The following is a 15,163-nucleotide window of genomic DNA, read 5'->3' as shown; positions in this document are numbered from 1 at the left end:
TCACTCCGTCAGAAACTGGATGTCGGTTAACAGATAGACCAGCACACCGACCCAGGGTCTGAGTGTCTGTTCGGGATTGAAGAAGCTACCCAGGTGCGCGCGCACCGGCTCAGGGTTGCCGTTGTTGGCAGCCACCCAGTCGCTGTTGGTGATGCCGTCCCAATTCAGGGAAATGGCGACACCGTCGTTGGGGTCCCGATCCCGCACCGGGCAATATTCGTCTTCTTCCGGGTCAGCGTCGGCGCCGCTCCAGATCGCCACTTGCGACAGATAAGGAGTGGGTTCATCCCAGCTCAGTCGTTGCTCATATAGCGCCTTGTACAATGCCCAGGCCGCGTCCACCTCGGCCGGTTCGGTGGTGCCCCACAGCCGCCACATCAGGTGCTGCAAGTTAGTACGAATGGCGGTTTCGCCCGCTTCAGTGGTCGGGTCGGTGGTGATCTCGACCAGCGGAAACAGAGTGCGCGGCATGCCCGGCCAGAACTCCTGAAACACCAGTTCGCAGGCGAGCTCGTTGGCCATGCGCTCGGTTACCGAGACCATCATACTGTTCAGATATTGGGGGCGTTCGGTAATGCCATCGGAATCGATGCCGCCGTAAAACAGGTAGTAGTTTTCCAGCAGTTGGCCGCGTTGTTGCCAGTCCAGTTTCCAGCTTTGGCCGAGCACGGCGGTCAGTTTATTATCCAGTTGTTCGGGCGTCAGCAACTGGCCGATACCCAGTTCGCGCAGTGCTTCGCGACGAGCGTTAGACGCCTGGTCAAAGCGTTCACTGCGAAACAGCGGCGACATCATCATTTCAACGAGAAGCGATTTCAGGCTTTCGTTGTTGTCGCGGAAATGCTGGCCCAGCTCCCGGATCAACGTCTGTTCGGCTTGCCAGGCTTCGAGGTCCGCACTGTAATTCGGGTCACTCGGCGCTAACGGCTGCAACAGGGGTTCGCGGCCCAGCAAACCCTTGAACCAGAACTGCACGGTGCCGGTGGCGAAGCGGTCGTCAGCGACGATCTGCCCGGCCAGCCAGCGCAAGCCGTCGTCGTGACCATTAACCGGGCCGTAAGGCGCAAAGGTCGGCATGCTTTGTTGATTGAAACCGGCGGGCAACTGTTGCCGGTACCACCGGTCATTCGGTTGGTAATGCTCCGAACCGATATAACTGGGCGGCAAAGCATCGTACCCCTGACGATCCAGAAAATGGCCATCGTTGCCCCAGTTCTGGAAGGTGGCGGCAACCGGGTCGAGCAGTGAATGACAGCCGAAACAGCTGCTGCCTTCGGCTCCCGGGTTGGTCACCTGTTTAAGCTCTTCCGGATCCATAGCCCGAACGGCCAGACGTTCGATATCGACCCCGAGAAAGAACTGGTACGTCCAGCGCGCTCTCGCCCGGTTGCGGTTGGTCTCTGTCGACGGAAAACGGGCCAGAAACACCGGTGACGAGAGAATGCCGGCCGAGGGCAAATAGTCGCGTCCGGTTCGCGCCTGCAAGGAGACGCCCCAGTCCACCCGGTACCGCCGGATCTGGCCAGGCCGCCAATCGGTCGGGTCCAGCGGGTCGTAGCCGCTTTGCCAGCTGGCACCGTCGAGCACCTCGTAGGTGAAGGGGTTCATCATCCGGTAATCGGCAGTGAGCACTTCCCGGTACGGACGATCATTGGTAACCACGTGCCGAATCAGTTCCAGTGGCTCTTCGGCCAGAGCCCGCTGGGTTTCCCGGTAGATCAGGTTGGCTCGCTGGCGTTCGGCGCGTGCCTGGGCACATTCGCTGGTGTCGGCATCCAAATCACTGCCGCACGCGGTGGCGGCGGCATCGGCAGAATCGAAGGCTTTGGAGGTTCGCTCGTACAGTGCTTCGTAGTAGGTTCCGCCCAGCGTTTCCTGGGCTTCGCTCATGCCATCGAGGTATTTGCGGCTCAGCAGGCGATCGTTGGCCCCGCTTTTCAGCCAAGCCTCGAAGTTGGGGCCTTGCATTAAGGCGTTCAGCTCATCCCGCAAAGCGTCATCATCGTCGCGTACGTCGTTCAGCGTGCTGGTATCGGGCAACTCGGAGCCGAGCATAATGGCTGCCTTGCGCAGCGTTCGAGTGCGACTGATCAGGCTGACATCGCGGTAACCCGGTTGTTCGGCAACGGGCGATTCATCTTCGCTGCATTGCGGTGCGCTCTGGCTGTAACGCAACACGGCTTCTGCGAGGGTAGCCGCTTCAGGGCTGCTGGTGCTGAACAAATGCCCCCCGCCGTGGCTGACCTGGTACAGGGTCGGCTTGTTAACCAGGCGGTCGCCAGCCAACGCAATGTAGTCGCGCAGCAGGCCCTGGCTGGCGCTTGCGTTGCCAGGGGCCACGGTGAACCGCGCACCCTGGTTCACAGCCACACCACCCTCGACATGACAGCTGCTGCATTCCCGGAGAATCGGCCAGACTTTGCTGCTGAAGAACTCATCGTCGTTGGCGTTGCAGTCGATGCGTACATCGGCAACCGGTGCCGTGGTAGGCGAACCAGTACCAGGCAGCTCCTGGCTGCACCCGGCAAGCAGGCTAATACAGCCAAGGCTGAAGACAATGAATGACCGGTGCACGGCTGGCTTCCACAAAACAGTGAACCCTGATTATCTGCGAAACAGACACCGAACACTGTGCCGGAAGACACGTTTCTGGTAGAGAATTGTTGGCCGATGCCCGAAATTAGCCAGAAAAATGACGTTTTATGGCTATTTCAAGGGCATCGCAAACCTGACGAATCAGGGTTTCAACGTACGCGGCAACTCGCCCGACTGCCACAACCCCAGCCCGAAACCATCCGGGTCCAGAAAATCGGCACTCCACCCACCCGGCGCTTCTGACACGGGCGTAACAATGGTGACGCCTGAGTCCGCCAGTTCGGCGACAATGTCGTCAATTCCGCCATCGCTCACTTCGAATACAATGGCGGGCGTATTGCCCCGTGAGCCCTCCATCTCGAAGAATATAAGATCCAGTCCGTTTTCCAGCTGCCCTTGCAGCCAGAACGGGTCGGCACCTTCCATCCGTTCCAGGCCAAGCCCGAAGGTATCGTTGTAGAAGGTTTCCGTACGCTGAATGTCGCTAACGTAGTAAACGATGCTGGCACTTTTGGGTTTAAAGCTCATGGTGTTCTCCTTTTTGGTTTATCCACCTGTTAATTGCCGCCGAGTTCCCTTTTGTGAGCCACTGATGACAAAAAGATGCCCATCGGGGTCGTGACTGGCCAACACACCGCCCCGATGCGACAACTTGGACAACAAAGCACTGCGAAGTCGACCATAGGCCAGCCCCAGGTGTAACCCCGGCAGTTCAGTCGGCATTACCATCTCTGCCCGGGTTAATTCACGTTTCAAGGTGCGAATACGCTGGCGCAGCGTTACGTCCGTCAGATTCAGTAAGTACGCGATTTCTTTCCGGTTGTGGCCCGATAAGGCCAGCGCGGCAACAGCCTTGAGCGAAGGCGACAAACTGACTGGCAACGCCTGGTAACCGTTGGCAGAGGGGTCGGACTGAACGTGCTGTGCACCCTGCCACTGGCTTTCGCGCTCCTGCCGACGCACGGTGCCGCGCAGTGACATGCGGGCCATATTCCGCACGGTGCCCACCAGCCACCGCCGGGTTTCGATGGCCTCAAAATCGGTATGCCCTGCCAGAAATGCGGCCAATAAAGCTTCTTGCGCAACATCTTCCGCTTCTCCGGTATCATGAATGATCCGGCGGGCGATGGTACACAGTTGGGTATATTGACTAGGGCGCATCGGCAAACTCCAGGCCTGAAAAAAGGTGTTGCACGATGCTCACACCCTGGGGCGATGTTCCGTTCCTTCGCCTTCGGTAACAAATAGCGCCAGCGCCCCTTGCGGAACATTGGCCGTGTGCCAGACATCACGAGGCACGATCAGGTACTGACCCGGGCTTGTTAATGAAACGGACTCTTCCCGGCCATCCACAGACAAAACGAAGTCCATGGCGCCCGTGAGCAGAATAACCAATTCCTCGCCCGCCGGATGTTTCTCCCAGCCAGACCAGTCTTCTTTGAAATCATACGTTGATACCAGGCGCCCCGGCCCGAGGCTTGAGAAGGTACCTGAAGTAAGGTCTTCCCAGAAAGTACTGGTGACTTGCAGCGGTACCGCCGAGCCATTCGTCCCGAGGTGAACGTAGGTTTCGACGGCGTTATACGTATCGACTTTACCGGACATAACCGCTGGCCTCCCAGACCTTCACCCTTCCAATGCCTCTATTTGCTGTCGCTCTTCATCACTCAATGCTTTATAGCCACGCGGATACGGCCAGCCATACCCCCAACGAAACATCGTGGGTAAATAGGGCGTCCCACCGACTCTGACACCCGCCAGCATCAGACGTGCGATCTCGGGTTCACCAACGGCACTGACACAGGCTTCCAGCTCCTGGTCGGCCTGCAAGCGCTGCTCAAAGGTGCCCCCCTGCCAATAGGCATAGTCGTGGGCGGTACAACACGCAAGCCACAACTCGTTTTGCCAGAACGTTCCATTTGGGAAAGAACTGCAGCCGTCTGAGGTAAAGGGTCGCAGCTCGCTGGCCGAAGCGCTTGCCAGCAACAATAACGATAGAACGGACAGTCTCTTCATTGTTTTATACAACGTTGTCTACACAGGATCGGCAATGATTTGACCTTCGATACTAACCCAACCGCTGCGCAATCTGTAGATTCAGGTTGCTCCAGCTAACTTTGTTTTGTAAAGTACTTGGCCAACAACCTATAAACCGGGCTCCACCCGCTATGACAGACACCCAACCCAGGGCCATCCCGCCTGAACCGACAAGCTTGCACGAACACGCGGCCGATAACCTGCGCTTCATCCGTGAGACCATGGAAAGCACCGGCCGCTTCACCGAGCTTTCCGGCCTGGGTTATTTACTGATTGGGGTTTCGGCAGCATTAGCCTGGTTGGTGTCACTGCTGGCACCCGAACTCGAATTAGCAACCTGGTTTGCCGAGTTTGTGATTGCGACGGTACTTGGCCTTTGGTTTACCGCACGCAAGGCGGCCGGTGCGGGAACGACCTTGTGGAACCGCTCTGCCCGGAAATTGCTGCTGGCCTTTTCACCGCCGATGGCCGCCGGTGGCTTATTAACCTTCGTGCTTTACCCAACCGGCAACCTGGCATTGATTCAGGGCATTTGGCTGAGTTTGTATGGCGTCAGCGTGATGACCGGTGGGTTGTTCTCGGTGAGCATCATCCCCGTGATGGGCATGACTTTTATGGCAGCAGGCGCGATTGCGTTGCTATGGCCAGACACCACAAGCTGGATGATGTTGCTCGGCTTCGGTGGCCTGCATGGCCTGTTCGGCCTGTTGATTTGGAGACGATACGGTGGCTAAAGCAGTTAAGAAAACAGCGCAAAACGTCGCGCATAATAAGCCGACCGCCAAACCCGCCCCCGCACCGGCGGCGGATCTCGACCGGTTGATACACGACCGGGTGCGTCTGGGCATTCTCAGTGCACTGGCGGCCGATGCCAGCCTCAGTTTCAGCGAACTTAAAAAAGTTCTAAAGGCGACCGATGGCAACCTCAGCGTGCACGCCCGCAAACTGGAAGACGTCGGTTATGTGGAATGCAGCAAAGGCTATGAAGGCCGAACGCCCCGCACCGACTACCGCCTCACCCGCGAAGGCCGCAAAGCACTGGAGCAGTATGTGGCCCACATGGAAGCCATTATCAGCCACGTAAAAGGCGGCTGATTTTTTTTGCCTACTCACTTTGCAATATAAAGTACTTTCAAAAAATCGGAGTAATCGAAATGGATAACGACGCCGCCGTCGAACCGGCACACCTGAAACGCAAAACGCTGCTGTGTGCCCTAATGCTGGGTGTTCTGGGAGATCTGCTACTGCGAGCCGGGCCTATAGGGCCTGGGCTGGTCGTGTGGATTGGTATGGCGGGCACCGGAACTACCTGGCTGGCCTGGCGAACCGGGGCCACTCGTTGGCGGCCGGTTGTGGCCTGGTCGACCGTGGCTTTGATGGCGGCGGCACTGATGGTGGTGCGTCACAACGGATTCATTCAATTTTTATTATGTCTGCTGCTGCCGCTTGCGGTCTCGCAAATCATCATGCTTGGCTGGGGTGCCCGACTGGGCCGGTCGTTACCGCTCGATCACCTCTACGCCATGGTATCGGTTCCCTTTCGAGCCCTGTTAGGGGCCGTGCCGTTACTGGCCGGGGCGACTCGGGGCCGCGCCCCTGCTTTACGCCGCCTGGCCGGTGTTGGCCGGGGCCTGGCGCTGGCCATCCCCCTTATTTGGGTATTTACCGGGTTATTGTCTTCAGCGGATGCGGGGTTCAACCGCGTCGCAGACCGTGCTTTCGATGTGTTCACCGTTACCGAGCTGAGCAGCCATCTGATCGTTGCCCTGTTAATCGCCTGGGCCGTAAGCGGTTGGCTGGCCGCCGTGGTCGACCACGACCAGGAAAACCGATTCCGAAGAATACCGCTACCGAGCATTGGCCGGGATGAAACCCTCATTGTTTTAGGTTCACTCGCACTCCTGTTCGGCGGGTTCGTTGTAGTGCAACTGGGTTATTTGTTCGGAGGCCAGGAAGCAATACAACGCATCTCCGGCCTCACAATGGCCGAGTACGCCCGCCGCGGATTTTTCGAACTGGTGACCATTGCCGGTCTTACACTGGGCCTATTGTTGTTCGCCGGTGCCGTGAGCACCAGCCAACGCCTGTACCTCAGTCTGGCATTGGTGCTGGTCGGCCTCGTGCTGGTCATGCTGGTTTCCGCCACGCAACGGTTCGTGCTGTATATCGACGAGTTCGGTTTGAGTTTGGACCGGTTAACGGTGTTGGCCATTCTGCTTTGGCTGGCATTCACCCTGCTGCTGTTTTCAGCAACGGTGTTACGAGGGCGCCTATACTGGTTTGCTTCCGGGTCGACTCTGGCGGGCGTGGTAATGGTGTTGGTGTTCGCGCTTATGAACCCGGCAGGCTGGGTAGCAAGCGTGAATCTGGAGCGCACCATTGACCAGCAACAATCGCTGGATACAGATTACCTGATGGCACTGGGGGCCGATGCCGTGCCAGTGGTTTTGGAGCGACTGGATGCATTACCGGAAGCTGAGCGGTGCACGCTGGCTGCCAACCTGATCTGGCGTTGGTCACCCGTGGTGGAATACAGATCTAACTGGCGCGTTTGGAGTTGGGCTGAAGCTAAGGCTCGCGAAAGGGTAAGTGACCGGGAAAGGATGTTACGGGTAATGGCCAGGGGGTGCCTTGCTGGGCGGTAATATTGAACTGTCAGCCTCATTACCTCGCCAGTCACCTATTAAGCATGACCGATCAAGCCCAGTTGCTCCAGGCCATCGAGACAACCTTCCCAGCCTGCTGTGTGGTCCTCGACGGCCGCTTCACTGCCAATTCGCTCGTGGACTACAATCACTTCGGTACCCTCACTCACCGGTTTGAAGTGAACGATTACTCGCTCTGGCGCTGGTTGCTGGTCACTGGATACCCAGGAGTACACCAGTTTTTCATCGGGTACGATTTCCTCAAAGATCCCTTCTATCCAGAGTAAACGACCGTCCGGCAATTCGTTGGCAATGCGGTATTGCCCGCCAACGGTCAGGTCGACGTGCGCATCAGGGCAGCGGACACCTTGCGGGCCCCACCACACTTTCAGCGCCTCAGGTGATGTCCACGCGGCAAAAACCCGGCTGGGGCTGGCTTTGATCCGACGCCTAACGACGAGGCTCAGGTCGGCTACGGTCATGAGGGGTCACTCTCAAGGAAGTGTTGCAGGGTGTCCAACTGATCGTTCCAGTACGCCCGATAGTGGTTCAGCCAGGCGTCGGCATCTGCCAGCGCCTCAGCTTGCAAGGCACAGTACTGCACCCGACCGGATTTGGTGCGTTTAACCAGCGATGCATTCTCTAGCACGCGAATGTGCTTGGACGCTGCCGGCAACGACATGTGCAGAGGCGCGGCCAACTCGCTGACCGATGCATCGCCCCGAGCCAATTCGGCCAGCAGCTTACGCCGGGTACGGTCTGACAAGGCCTTGAAAACCAGGTCGAGCTGATCGTCATTCAGCGTCTGAGAAGGGGCGATTTGGTCAGTCATCATGGAAGGATTGTTAACCTTTTAGTTTATCATTGCAATAGTTAACCATTCGGTTTAGCATCGAATTACTAAACCAAATGGTTTAGTTAAACGGTGATGAGCCAAACCCACCTATAAGGAACTCGATCATGTCCGCCTTACTTGAGCAAGACATCGTCTTTGACACCGACCCGGCAACACTCTACAACGCTTACCTGAATGCCAAGCAACACAGCGCTTTCACCAAGGCACCGGCCACAATCGAGCCATCTGAAGGCGCCGCCTTTACGCTTTATGGAGGAGGGGTGGAAGGCCGTAACATAGAATTGATTGAGAACCAGCGCATTGTCCAGGCCTGGCGAGGAGCCGACTGGGCCAGTGGCCACTATTCACTGGTCACCTTCGAACTGACACCCCATAAAGGCGGCACTCAGTTGCACCTGACGCATTCCGCCTTTCCGGAGGGTGCCGGTGACCACCTGGACGGTGGCTGGCACAAAATGTACTGGGAGCCAATCAAAGCCTGGCTAGCGTCAACACGCTGACAGGTTGGCTTTTGGCGTACTGAACGGCATCGATGTTGGGGTGGTCCGGTCGCGCAACTCCGCCAGATCTGTTCAGCCCAGAACGTAGTCAATCGCTGCACACACTGCAGCCACTTGTGCCGAATTGCATTGCTCAGGGGTCGCCCTGGGGCTGTCCGGATACACCTCAGTGGTGGTTTTAAACGCCGCACCGGTCATACCGGCACACAGGCCAAGCTGAGTGAGCGGGTACTCGATGACGCCCCGGGCCACCGCTGTTGAGCCAATGATCTCACCGCGCTTGTCAGCCGGAGCGATGTGTGTGACTTGTTCAACAGCGCGGATCACCGCCTGCTGGAATTCCGGCTGCGGGTTCTCGCTGTCGTCGACCACATAAAATCCATCGGGGATCTTACCGGGCTTGAATGGCTCGCCGTCGCGCGCTGCCAGTGCGGGACGAAACTCGGTTTCGTCGGTATCGGTGGTCTCGTGCAAGTCGATATGCATCACGACGCGATCCCCCACGGGCGCCACTAACCGCATAAGCGCCGCCGACTCCTCAGCCGGGCTGTCTTCGCGGAACGACCGGTTCGGATCGATCGCGTTCGCATTCCAGCGATGAATGCGCTCATAAGCCCAGGGGCTGACACAGGGCGCGACCAGCACATTGGCACGGCCCGCGTATTCCCCCGCATGCTGGTCCACGAACTGCAGCGCACCATGCACACCGCTGGTTTCATAGCCATGCACGCCGCCGGTCACCAGCACAACGGGCAGATCATCTCGCCAGCCCCGACTGCGGATGGCCATCAGCGGGTACTGGTCGGCACCATAGTCCAGGCTGCCATACTCCTCCACGTCGAAGCGCTCATCCAGACGTTGGATAACGCTCAACACATCGGCTTCATAGCTACGGTGCCGGGTTTGCCCGGCCAGCCACTCGGCGCGTTCCGGGTCGCCCCAGGGAGTGCCTGGTGTGCCAATGGGATAGTGTGTAAGAGCGCTAGTCATGGTGAGGGTTCTCCGGGGATAGCGAAAGCAAGCAGGCATTCTAACAGGCACTGCCAGGTTGGCAATCGGCCTTGCAGTTGCCTGAATATCTGTATTCTGGATGTCTGTTACTGAACGGCAGAGAATGTCATCAGACTGCTATACTCGTGCTAACTGCCGCTTAATTGGCCGGATAACCCATGAAGACGAAGCCCACTACATTTTTCGAACAACAGCTTGAGCAGGTAGCCGAAAGCTCACCGCTAAAAGCCTACCACTATGTGCGCGTCAGGCAGTCCAGAGCGTTTATGGAGCGGTACTATTCAAAACGCGTCAACCTGGACACCATTGCCGCTGCTGCGTTCATGTCGCGCGCTCACTACATTAGAATATTTCAACAGGTCTACGGTGTGACCCCGAGGCAACACCTGAGAAGTATCCGAATCGAGAAAGCGAAAGCACTTTTGAAAACAGGCCTTCCTGCTACCGACGTTTGCCTCGAGGTCGGGTATGACAGTTTGCCGACGTTTTCGAAGGTGTTTAAAGATGGCACCGGGCATTCACCCAGGGCGTATCAAAAAGCCAATAAAAGCAATCCGGAATAAGTATCCCCCGCTGGCCCTTGCTATGTTTACCCCTCACTTATCGCAATGAGGCATCTTCAATGATCAGAATCCATGTAACCAGCGTCCCTGTTGATGACCAGGAGAAAGCACTGGCCTTCTATACCGAGAAACTGGGGTTTATCAAAAAGACGGAGATTCCGCTGGGGGAGCACAAGTGGCTGACGGTAGTCTCCCCTAAGGAGCAAAACGGAGTGGAATTGCTACTCGAACCCATGGCATTTGCACCCGCCAGGGTGTACCAGAAAGCACTGCAAGAAGCAGGCATCCCCTGGACTTCCTTTGCCGTAGAAGACCTGGAACAGGAGCACCTACGACTTTCAGGCCTTGGGGTTCAATTCACAATGGAACCAAAAGTCGTAGGCCCAGTAATGATGGCCGTACTGGATGACACATGCGGCAACGCCATTCAATTGGTGCAGATGTTATGACTGTCCAAAGGCCTGAGCGAACATAGCCATGCGTTCCGTCACCGCTATGGAAAGTTCAGGCTGATCGGCGGTTCCGGGCAGCGAGTGTTCTATTTCACTATTATTTGAACAACCACATTAGAATGGGTAATCAAAAACCACTATGTCGTCCAGCAACGGCCCAAAGACATCCTTCAATGCCTGATGCTCCGGATGCGGAAGGTAGTTTTTGCGGCCTGCTTCGTCTGCGAACGTCATCAGCACAGAATGCGTATAGCCCTGGTTTTTGCCTTCAGGGCTATCATTAACGCCCCATTCAACTGAAACCACACCCTCGACTTTTTCAGGCATGGCCATAAACAGGTTTTTAATATGCTCGATGTCTGCCAACGTTGAAGCAGCTTTAAACTTGATCAGTAAAATATGTCTAATCATGCCTTTCTGGACTCTTGTTCAGACTTGATAGGTTGACCCCATTGAACTCCGGTAAACGAATTACTCCACCCAAACCCAGTCGAGATAGATCAGCGCCCTGGTAGCGGAGGACGGTGTAACGACTGCATTGTCGGCCGCATCATCCGATAGCGTGACTGTACCACCATTTACCACCACATAATCGTCGGGCTGCAGTTCGGTGTCGTCAATATTCAGTCCTTCATCCAGCCGAACATAAGTTCGTGATACAGCATAGCCATCTTCATCCATCAGCCAGACGTTATGGGTATCGTCTTCTAACTCGACGGTTTCACCCGTAGTGTTTGTCCAGGTTACCTCCAGGGTCGGGTAACCCAGGCCTCGTTTCCCCGGGTTTAGCCAGGTCATTTCAGCATTCAATACGGGAGCCTGGCGATAACTGGCTGATTTCTTATCCAGTCTAAGCTCACTCATCGTTGCCGAAGCGACTGAATTAAAGGCACTTTCAGACACCAGTGAAGACGACGCGATGTAATAATGAGTTTGGCCCGGTGGCAAGCATCGAAACGTTGTATCAGCGATGCTATGAAACAAAGCACCACCAGAGCGGGATGTCGACCCCACTCGCTCAACCACTACGTCACCGCTGGCGTTCTTCAATTCAATGTCGTCCGGCCGGTAACAATAGTATTCACTGGAATTGTTGGCCATGGTGAGGGAAGCGTAAAGCTCATAACCACCAAAGTTGAAACCAGACTGACGAAGCAACAGCTTAACCGTAGCGTCAACGGTCAACTCCGGGTCGACTATGGAGCCATCTCTTATGTCGATCGTCGAAATGGAGAATGGGACTTCCTTTCTCAGCGCAGGGCTTTCCACCAAACCAAAACACGCGGGTGGCTCAGCATCAAACACATAGACGTTCCCCGTGTTAGACGTCATAGCCGGGTAATTTTCTTCGCAATAATCCGCCGTTTGTGGGTTAGAGCCACCGCCACCAGCATTACCGCCAGTGTCGCTGTCTTCAGAAGAACCGGAAGGGCCGCAGCCGACCAGGAAAATACTAATGGCAAACACAGTTGCCTGAGGGAGCAGAATTCCTTTCATTTAGTCCATCCATCGTTTCTGTTAGATTTCAGAGTAAATGTCGAAAACTGCCATAAGAATGTTTCGAACAATTCGATCAGAGCATAACCCTAGCTCGAATTCAAGTAGGAACAGCGGTGCTCGCAGACGTGCCACAAACGATAATACCGACCTACGGACCTCTCACTTTCGATAGTTGACCAGCTAGCATGGCTGAATCGACCCTAACCACAGGCGGCTAGGGAGCCTCTGAACAACTCCCCCAGGGCTCTGCGCGAGCTAAAAAGTTCTGCCACAAGGCGCACTTCGCAGCGCAATGGCCGTAGCCCTTGTCAAGAAGTGCAACGCCGGGGCAGGACGTTTTAGCCGCGCCCTGCGGGTGGTGCGGCATTCCGACTTTCCGAGGAACGCTGCCACTGCGTTGGACTCATTTGAAAGGTCTAGACATTCCTGCATGAGTCCGCCTTGTGGCAACGTCCCTCGGATAAGCCAGAGCCCCGGGGGAGTTATTCAGAGGCTCCCTAGTGTTCGATGCTCGCCCGGCGCTATTGCGACTAGCCTCCAACCAGCATATGACCGATAACCCCCAGCAAAAAACCCGCAACCGCGCCTAAAGGCGGCGCCCAGTGACTCCTCAACCTGGCCTGTGGTGCTATGTCCTGGAATACGATGTAGAGAATACCACCGGCAGCAAACACCATGATTCCCGACACCACACCCGGGTACTCTGCCAGTAAAAAATAACCGATCAGGCCGGCTACCGGGCCCAGGAAGGCCATTACTGTAAAAGCACCGATAATGCGCCCTTGGCTGTATTCCGTAGACTCACTGATTTCCCGGTAGGCGTTAAACCCTTCAGGCAGGTTTTGGAGTGCAATGATGCCCGCTAGCAGCAGCCCCGCTTCGCTGGACACAGTGAAAGTCGCACCCAGCGCAAGGGCCTCGGGTACGAAATCCGACAACATTGCAGCCAACTGATTAAACGGTGTCTTGTTAGCGGCCAACCAGATGTCGAGGGCCATAAACAGTGCACCGCCCGCCGTAAAGCAAACCGCAACGGTGAAAATCGATAAGTCAGCCACCCCTTCTGGTACCAGTACCAGCGCTACCGCCGACAAGAGTGCTCCACCACCAAATGCAATGACCCCGTGACGGACTTCCGTTTCCAGCCAGTGCGGACTAATGCGCTCAATCGCGGCAAGGGATGCACCCAAAGGCATGGCAATTCCGGCCATTAAGGTCAATGCAACGATCTGAATCACGTCACTCATACACGCTCACTGTTCTCTGGGGAAAATGAAGTCAGATACTGCCAAGTACTACTGGGGAGCCGTCGTTAACGCTTAAGGTAAAACCAGAAAAGAGCACAGAGCGTCGGCACCAGAATGAGGGTTACCCCAACTGGAAACCCCTCTGGTTGATGCTTACAGTTCTACTGTGCCTGTAACGCTAGTGTCTAACAAACACTGCCCTACTTAATCGCTAGGTCACTGCCTACTTCCGGTGCCTAGCAAACAATATCATAAGTAATCGAAAAATCACCGCCCGACAGGCCATCCCGGTCGCCATCAATGGGCTTACCATGGGTATCCTGGGGTGCCAGCTCGCCTGTGCCCAGGATTGTGAAATCGAGGCCGCCTGAAAAGCAGGGGCTGATGGTCGTGAAGTCTTCTATCGTGGTGAATATTAACGTGGAATAATTATCGGTCCAACTGATGCCTCCACTGCCGACGCCGCCCGCGCCGGTAACCGTAACATTCGTGCCCGGGTTAAACGTCAACGGATCTACCTGAACGTTAAATTCAACAGTGAAGACCCCTTTCCCGTCGTCCAATGAAAAATCCTGAAAGTTCGGACCTTCTCCCCGTGGAAAGACTGGCATCGCAACAGCTGTTGGTTCCGCATTTTGCAGTTCTTCCAGTTGCTCCAACAGACTCTGGTTTTGCTCGACCAACTCATCAATTTCAGCCTGCATTGCTTCAATTTTTTGATGATTATCATCAACCGCCGTCTCCAGCGAACTGAAATTTTCATTCACTTCCGAGGCGACAGCGGCTGTTCCCGAGGTAAAACTGTGCGGTACATCAACCTCGCTTGCATGGAGCGTGACGGAACAGCTGAATAAGACAAATACTGTCAAAAGGTTTATATTTTTCATATAAATACTCTCACTGAAGCCGTTTTGTTATAAGGCTGTGACGACCTACTTCCCATCACGCTTTGATATTACTGCTACTGCCACTTGGTTTCGTTCCAGTTGCCCGTGCCCCACACTGCGCTTTCCAGGGTTGTTTCACTTGGCGGCGTGTCGCTGTCGCCACAGGCACAGAGCATTAGAGTTACTAGAAGCAACATGCTGATTTTGTTCAGAAAACCACTATTATGAGCCCTGTCTTTCACCATCTTCCCTGCCTCTGCTGCCCGTTAACGCGCTGCGACGAATACCGCGATGGATACAATAATAGAGTCTGTTTGACTAAGTTCAATATTTATAGAGAAGTTTAGAAATAGCTCACTTACCCAGCTCGCGGGGCTTTTTTCAGGCCTGTTTCCACCCAACGGCAAGCATTAACGCGAATACCGTTGAACTGGCCAACCGGGTAACCTGAACTCAGCTGCTAGCGTTCGACTCATCATTGTTGTCTACGGTTGGTTTGCTGAAACCCGCTCTATCTAGAAAGGGGTCGGTGCAATTCTTTCGATCTCATAGCTCACCAGGACAAGGTCTTTGTCTAGTGTGATCGCTATACCATCTCCGCCGGTATCCATGTCTTTAGGGCCTACGTATATCTCCCAGCCGGTATTGTTCATTGTGATGGTAACCGTGTGGATTCCAGTATTGATTTTTTGATGTATCAATCCATTCGGGAGGCTGTTTATCCACTCAACGGAATCCAAATGGTCTTTAAAATCGAAGTACTCGGTAATCACAAAATCGTCCTTCATCGTTCAGAATCCACAACGCTTGCTCTAAACCGTACCATTGTCGCTGACAATTCGCTTGCGACACACGTCGCTGAGTACCCGT

At 55.4% G+C, this 15,163-nt stretch carries 19 protein-coding genes; 6 read left to right on the top strand and 13 right to left on the bottom strand.

From position 1 onward, the window contains the following. The 5 genes from ACHUE7_RS01520 to ACHUE7_RS01500 form a co-directional block, all read right to left on the bottom strand. On the bottom strand, window positions 1–2,574 hold the full coding sequence (locus ACHUE7_RS01520; RefSeq protein ID WP_394168400.1) for a hypothetical protein: 2,574 nt from the start codon (window positions 2,572–2,574) through the stop codon (window positions 1–3). 162 nt (window positions 2,575–2,736) lie between these two features. Beyond that, window positions 2,737–3,123: a VOC family protein gene (locus tag ACHUE7_RS01515; RefSeq protein ID WP_394168399.1), complete on the bottom strand. Its 387-nt coding sequence runs from the start codon at window positions 3,121–3,123 to the stop codon at window positions 2,737–2,739. An 18-nt stretch (window positions 3,124–3,141) separates the two neighbouring features. After that, entirely contained in the window at window positions 3,142–3,756 is a 615-nt protein-coding gene (locus tag ACHUE7_RS01510) for an RNA polymerase sigma factor (RefSeq protein ID WP_394168398.1), read from the bottom strand. Between the two features lie 39 nt (window positions 3,757–3,795). Then, the gene (locus tag ACHUE7_RS01505) at window positions 3,796–4,200 is read right to left on the bottom strand and encodes a cupin domain-containing protein (RefSeq protein WP_394168397.1); all 405 of its coding nucleotides are present in this window, start codon (window positions 4,198–4,200) and stop codon (window positions 3,796–3,798) included. A 21-nt stretch (window positions 4,201–4,221) separates the two neighbouring features. Continuing rightward, window positions 4,222–4,611, bottom strand: coding sequence for a hypothetical protein (locus ACHUE7_RS01500; protein WP_394168396.1), 390 nt, complete (start codon window positions 4,609–4,611; stop codon window positions 4,222–4,224). A 152-nt stretch (window positions 4,612–4,763) separates the two neighbouring features. Between ACHUE7_RS01500 and ACHUE7_RS01495 the strand changes: the two genes are divergently transcribed. The 3 genes from ACHUE7_RS01495 to ACHUE7_RS01485 are packed head-to-tail and all read left to right on the top strand — an operon-like array spanning window position 4,764 to window position 7,277. After that, entirely contained in the window at window positions 4,764–5,366 is a 603-nt protein-coding gene (locus ACHUE7_RS01495) for a hypothetical protein (RefSeq protein ID WP_394168395.1), read from the top strand. After that, window positions 5,359–5,727 carry a winged helix-turn-helix domain-containing protein gene (locus ACHUE7_RS01490; RefSeq protein WP_394168394.1) on the top strand — a complete coding sequence of 123 codons (369 nt, stop codon included), beginning with the start codon at window positions 5,359–5,361 and terminating at the stop codon, window positions 5,725–5,727. The genes ACHUE7_RS01495 and ACHUE7_RS01490 overlap by 8 nt, the downstream gene beginning before the upstream one ends. 59 nt (window positions 5,728–5,786) lie before the next feature. Further along, window positions 5,787–7,277 carry a DUF4153 domain-containing protein gene (locus tag ACHUE7_RS01485; RefSeq protein ID WP_394168393.1) on the top strand — a complete coding sequence of 497 codons (1,491 nt, stop codon included), beginning with the start codon at window positions 5,787–5,789 and terminating at the stop codon, window positions 7,275–7,277. A 38-nt stretch (window positions 7,278–7,315) separates the two neighbouring features. Here ACHUE7_RS01485 and ACHUE7_RS01480 read toward each other — a convergent pair whose 3' ends face one another. Beyond that, entirely contained in the window at window positions 7,316–7,759 is a 444-nt protein-coding gene (locus ACHUE7_RS01480) for an SRPBCC family protein (RefSeq protein WP_394168392.1), read from the bottom strand. Beyond that, window positions 7,756–8,112, bottom strand: a complete 357-nt coding sequence (locus ACHUE7_RS01475; protein WP_394168391.1) for an ArsR/SmtB family transcription factor — start codon at window positions 8,110–8,112, stop codon at window positions 7,756–7,758. The genes ACHUE7_RS01480 and ACHUE7_RS01475 overlap by 4 nt, the downstream gene beginning before the upstream one ends. 125 nt (window positions 8,113–8,237) lie before the next feature. Between ACHUE7_RS01475 and ACHUE7_RS01470 the strand changes: the two genes are divergently transcribed. After that, window positions 8,238–8,633, top strand: a complete 396-nt coding sequence (locus tag ACHUE7_RS01470) for an SRPBCC domain-containing protein (protein ID WP_394168390.1) — start codon at window positions 8,238–8,240, stop codon at window positions 8,631–8,633. 72 nt (window positions 8,634–8,705) lie between these two features. Here ACHUE7_RS01470 and ACHUE7_RS01465 read toward each other — a convergent pair whose 3' ends face one another. Continuing rightward, on the bottom strand, window positions 8,706–9,623 hold the full coding sequence (locus ACHUE7_RS01465; protein ID WP_394168389.1) for a M14 family metallopeptidase: 918 nt from the start codon (window positions 9,621–9,623) through the stop codon (window positions 8,706–8,708). A gap of 179 nt (window positions 9,624–9,802) precedes the next feature. Here ACHUE7_RS01465 and ACHUE7_RS01460 point away from each other — a divergent pair, with 179 nt between their 5' ends. Both ACHUE7_RS01460 and ACHUE7_RS01455 read left to right on the top strand, forming a co-directional pair. Further along, window positions 9,803–10,207 (top strand): helix-turn-helix domain-containing protein, encoded by a 405-nt coding sequence (locus tag ACHUE7_RS01460; RefSeq protein WP_394168388.1) that lies wholly within the window; start codon window positions 9,803–9,805, stop codon window positions 10,205–10,207. 59 nt (window positions 10,208–10,266) lie between these two features. After that, the gene (locus ACHUE7_RS01455; RefSeq protein WP_394168387.1) at window positions 10,267–10,656 is read left to right on the top strand and encodes a VOC family protein; all 390 of its coding nucleotides are present in this window, start codon (window positions 10,267–10,269) and stop codon (window positions 10,654–10,656) included. Between the two features lie 117 nt (window positions 10,657–10,773). Here ACHUE7_RS01455 and ACHUE7_RS01450 read toward each other — a convergent pair whose 3' ends face one another. The 5 genes from ACHUE7_RS01450 to ACHUE7_RS01430 form a co-directional block, all read right to left on the bottom strand. After that, a complete protein-coding gene (locus ACHUE7_RS01450; protein ID WP_394168386.1) occupies window positions 10,774–11,070 on the bottom strand; it encodes a Dabb family protein in 297 nt (98 codons plus the stop codon). A gap of 60 nt (window positions 11,071–11,130) precedes the next feature. Further along, complete coding sequence (locus ACHUE7_RS01445; protein WP_394168385.1) at window positions 11,131–12,156, bottom strand: hypothetical protein; 1,026 nt, start codon at window positions 12,154–12,156, stop codon at window positions 11,131–11,133. A gap of 533 nt (window positions 12,157–12,689) precedes the next feature. Continuing rightward, window positions 12,690–13,406, bottom strand: a complete 717-nt coding sequence (locus ACHUE7_RS01440; RefSeq protein WP_394168384.1) for a ZIP family metal transporter — start codon at window positions 13,404–13,406, stop codon at window positions 12,690–12,692. Between the two features lie 236 nt (window positions 13,407–13,642). Next, the gene (locus ACHUE7_RS01435) at window positions 13,643–14,293 is read right to left on the bottom strand and encodes a hypothetical protein (protein WP_394168383.1); all 651 of its coding nucleotides are present in this window, start codon (window positions 14,291–14,293) and stop codon (window positions 13,643–13,645) included. Between the two features lie 515 nt (window positions 14,294–14,808). Further along, window positions 14,809–15,081 carry a hypothetical protein gene (locus tag ACHUE7_RS01430; RefSeq protein WP_394168382.1) on the bottom strand — a complete coding sequence of 91 codons (273 nt, stop codon included), beginning with the start codon at window positions 15,079–15,081 and terminating at the stop codon, window positions 14,809–14,811. Between the last annotated feature and the right edge of the window lie 82 nt (window positions 15,082–15,163).

The sequence above is a fragment of the Saccharospirillum alexandrii genome, assembly GCF_043641555.1.
GTDB lineage: Bacteria > Pseudomonadota > Gammaproteobacteria > Pseudomonadales > Natronospirillaceae > Saccharospirillum > Saccharospirillum alexandrii_A.
This window is presented reverse-complemented; position numbering and strand designations above follow the sequence as displayed.

Coding starts and splice junctions, on each gene's coding strand:
- ACHUE7_RS01515 (WP_394168399.1), bottom strand. CDS start 3,123: ATGAGCTTTAAACCCAAAAGTGCCAGCATCGTTTACTACGTTAGCGAC.
- ACHUE7_RS01510 (WP_394168398.1), bottom strand. CDS start 3,756: ATGCGCCCTAGTCAATATACCCAACTGTGTACCATCGCCCGCCGGATC.
- ACHUE7_RS01505 (WP_394168397.1), bottom strand. CDS start 4,200: ATGTCCGGTAAAGTCGATACGTATAACGCCGTCGAAACCTACGTTCAC.
- ACHUE7_RS01500 (WP_394168396.1), bottom strand. CDS start 4,611: ATGAAGAGACTGTCCGTTCTATCGTTATTGTTGCTGGCAAGCGCTTCG.
- ACHUE7_RS01495 (WP_394168395.1), top strand. CDS start 4,764: ATGACAGACACCCAACCCAGGGCCATCCCGCCTGAACCGACAAGCTTG.
- ACHUE7_RS01485 (WP_394168393.1), top strand. CDS start 5,787: ATGGATAACGACGCCGCCGTCGAACCGGCACACCTGAAACGCAAAACG.
- ACHUE7_RS01480 (WP_394168392.1), bottom strand. CDS start 7,759: ATGACCGTAGCCGACCTGAGCCTCGTCGTTAGGCGTCGGATCAAAGCC.
- ACHUE7_RS01475 (WP_394168391.1), bottom strand. CDS start 8,112: ATGATGACTGACCAAATCGCCCCTTCTCAGACGCTGAATGACGATCAG.
- ACHUE7_RS01470 (WP_394168390.1), top strand. CDS start 8,238: ATGTCCGCCTTACTTGAGCAAGACATCGTCTTTGACACCGACCCGGCA.
- ACHUE7_RS01465 (WP_394168389.1), bottom strand. CDS start 9,623: ATGACTAGCGCTCTTACACACTATCCCATTGGCACACCAGGCACTCCC.
- ACHUE7_RS01460 (WP_394168388.1), top strand. CDS start 9,803: ATGAAGACGAAGCCCACTACATTTTTCGAACAACAGCTTGAGCAGGTA.
- ACHUE7_RS01455 (WP_394168387.1), top strand. CDS start 10,267: ATGATCAGAATCCATGTAACCAGCGTCCCTGTTGATGACCAGGAGAAA.
- ACHUE7_RS01450 (WP_394168386.1), bottom strand. CDS start 11,070: ATGATTAGACATATTTTACTGATCAAGTTTAAAGCTGCTTCAACGTTG.
- ACHUE7_RS01445 (WP_394168385.1), bottom strand. CDS start 12,156: ATGAAAGGAATTCTGCTCCCTCAGGCAACTGTGTTTGCCATTAGTATT.
- ACHUE7_RS01440 (WP_394168384.1), bottom strand. CDS start 13,406: ATGAGTGACGTGATTCAGATCGTTGCATTGACCTTAATGGCCGGAATT.
- ACHUE7_RS01435 (WP_394168383.1), bottom strand. CDS start 14,293: ATGAAAAATATAAACCTTTTGACAGTATTTGTCTTATTCAGCTGTTCC.
- ACHUE7_RS01430 (WP_394168382.1), bottom strand. CDS start 15,081: ATGAAGGACGATTTTGTGATTACCGAGTACTTCGATTTTAAAGACCAT.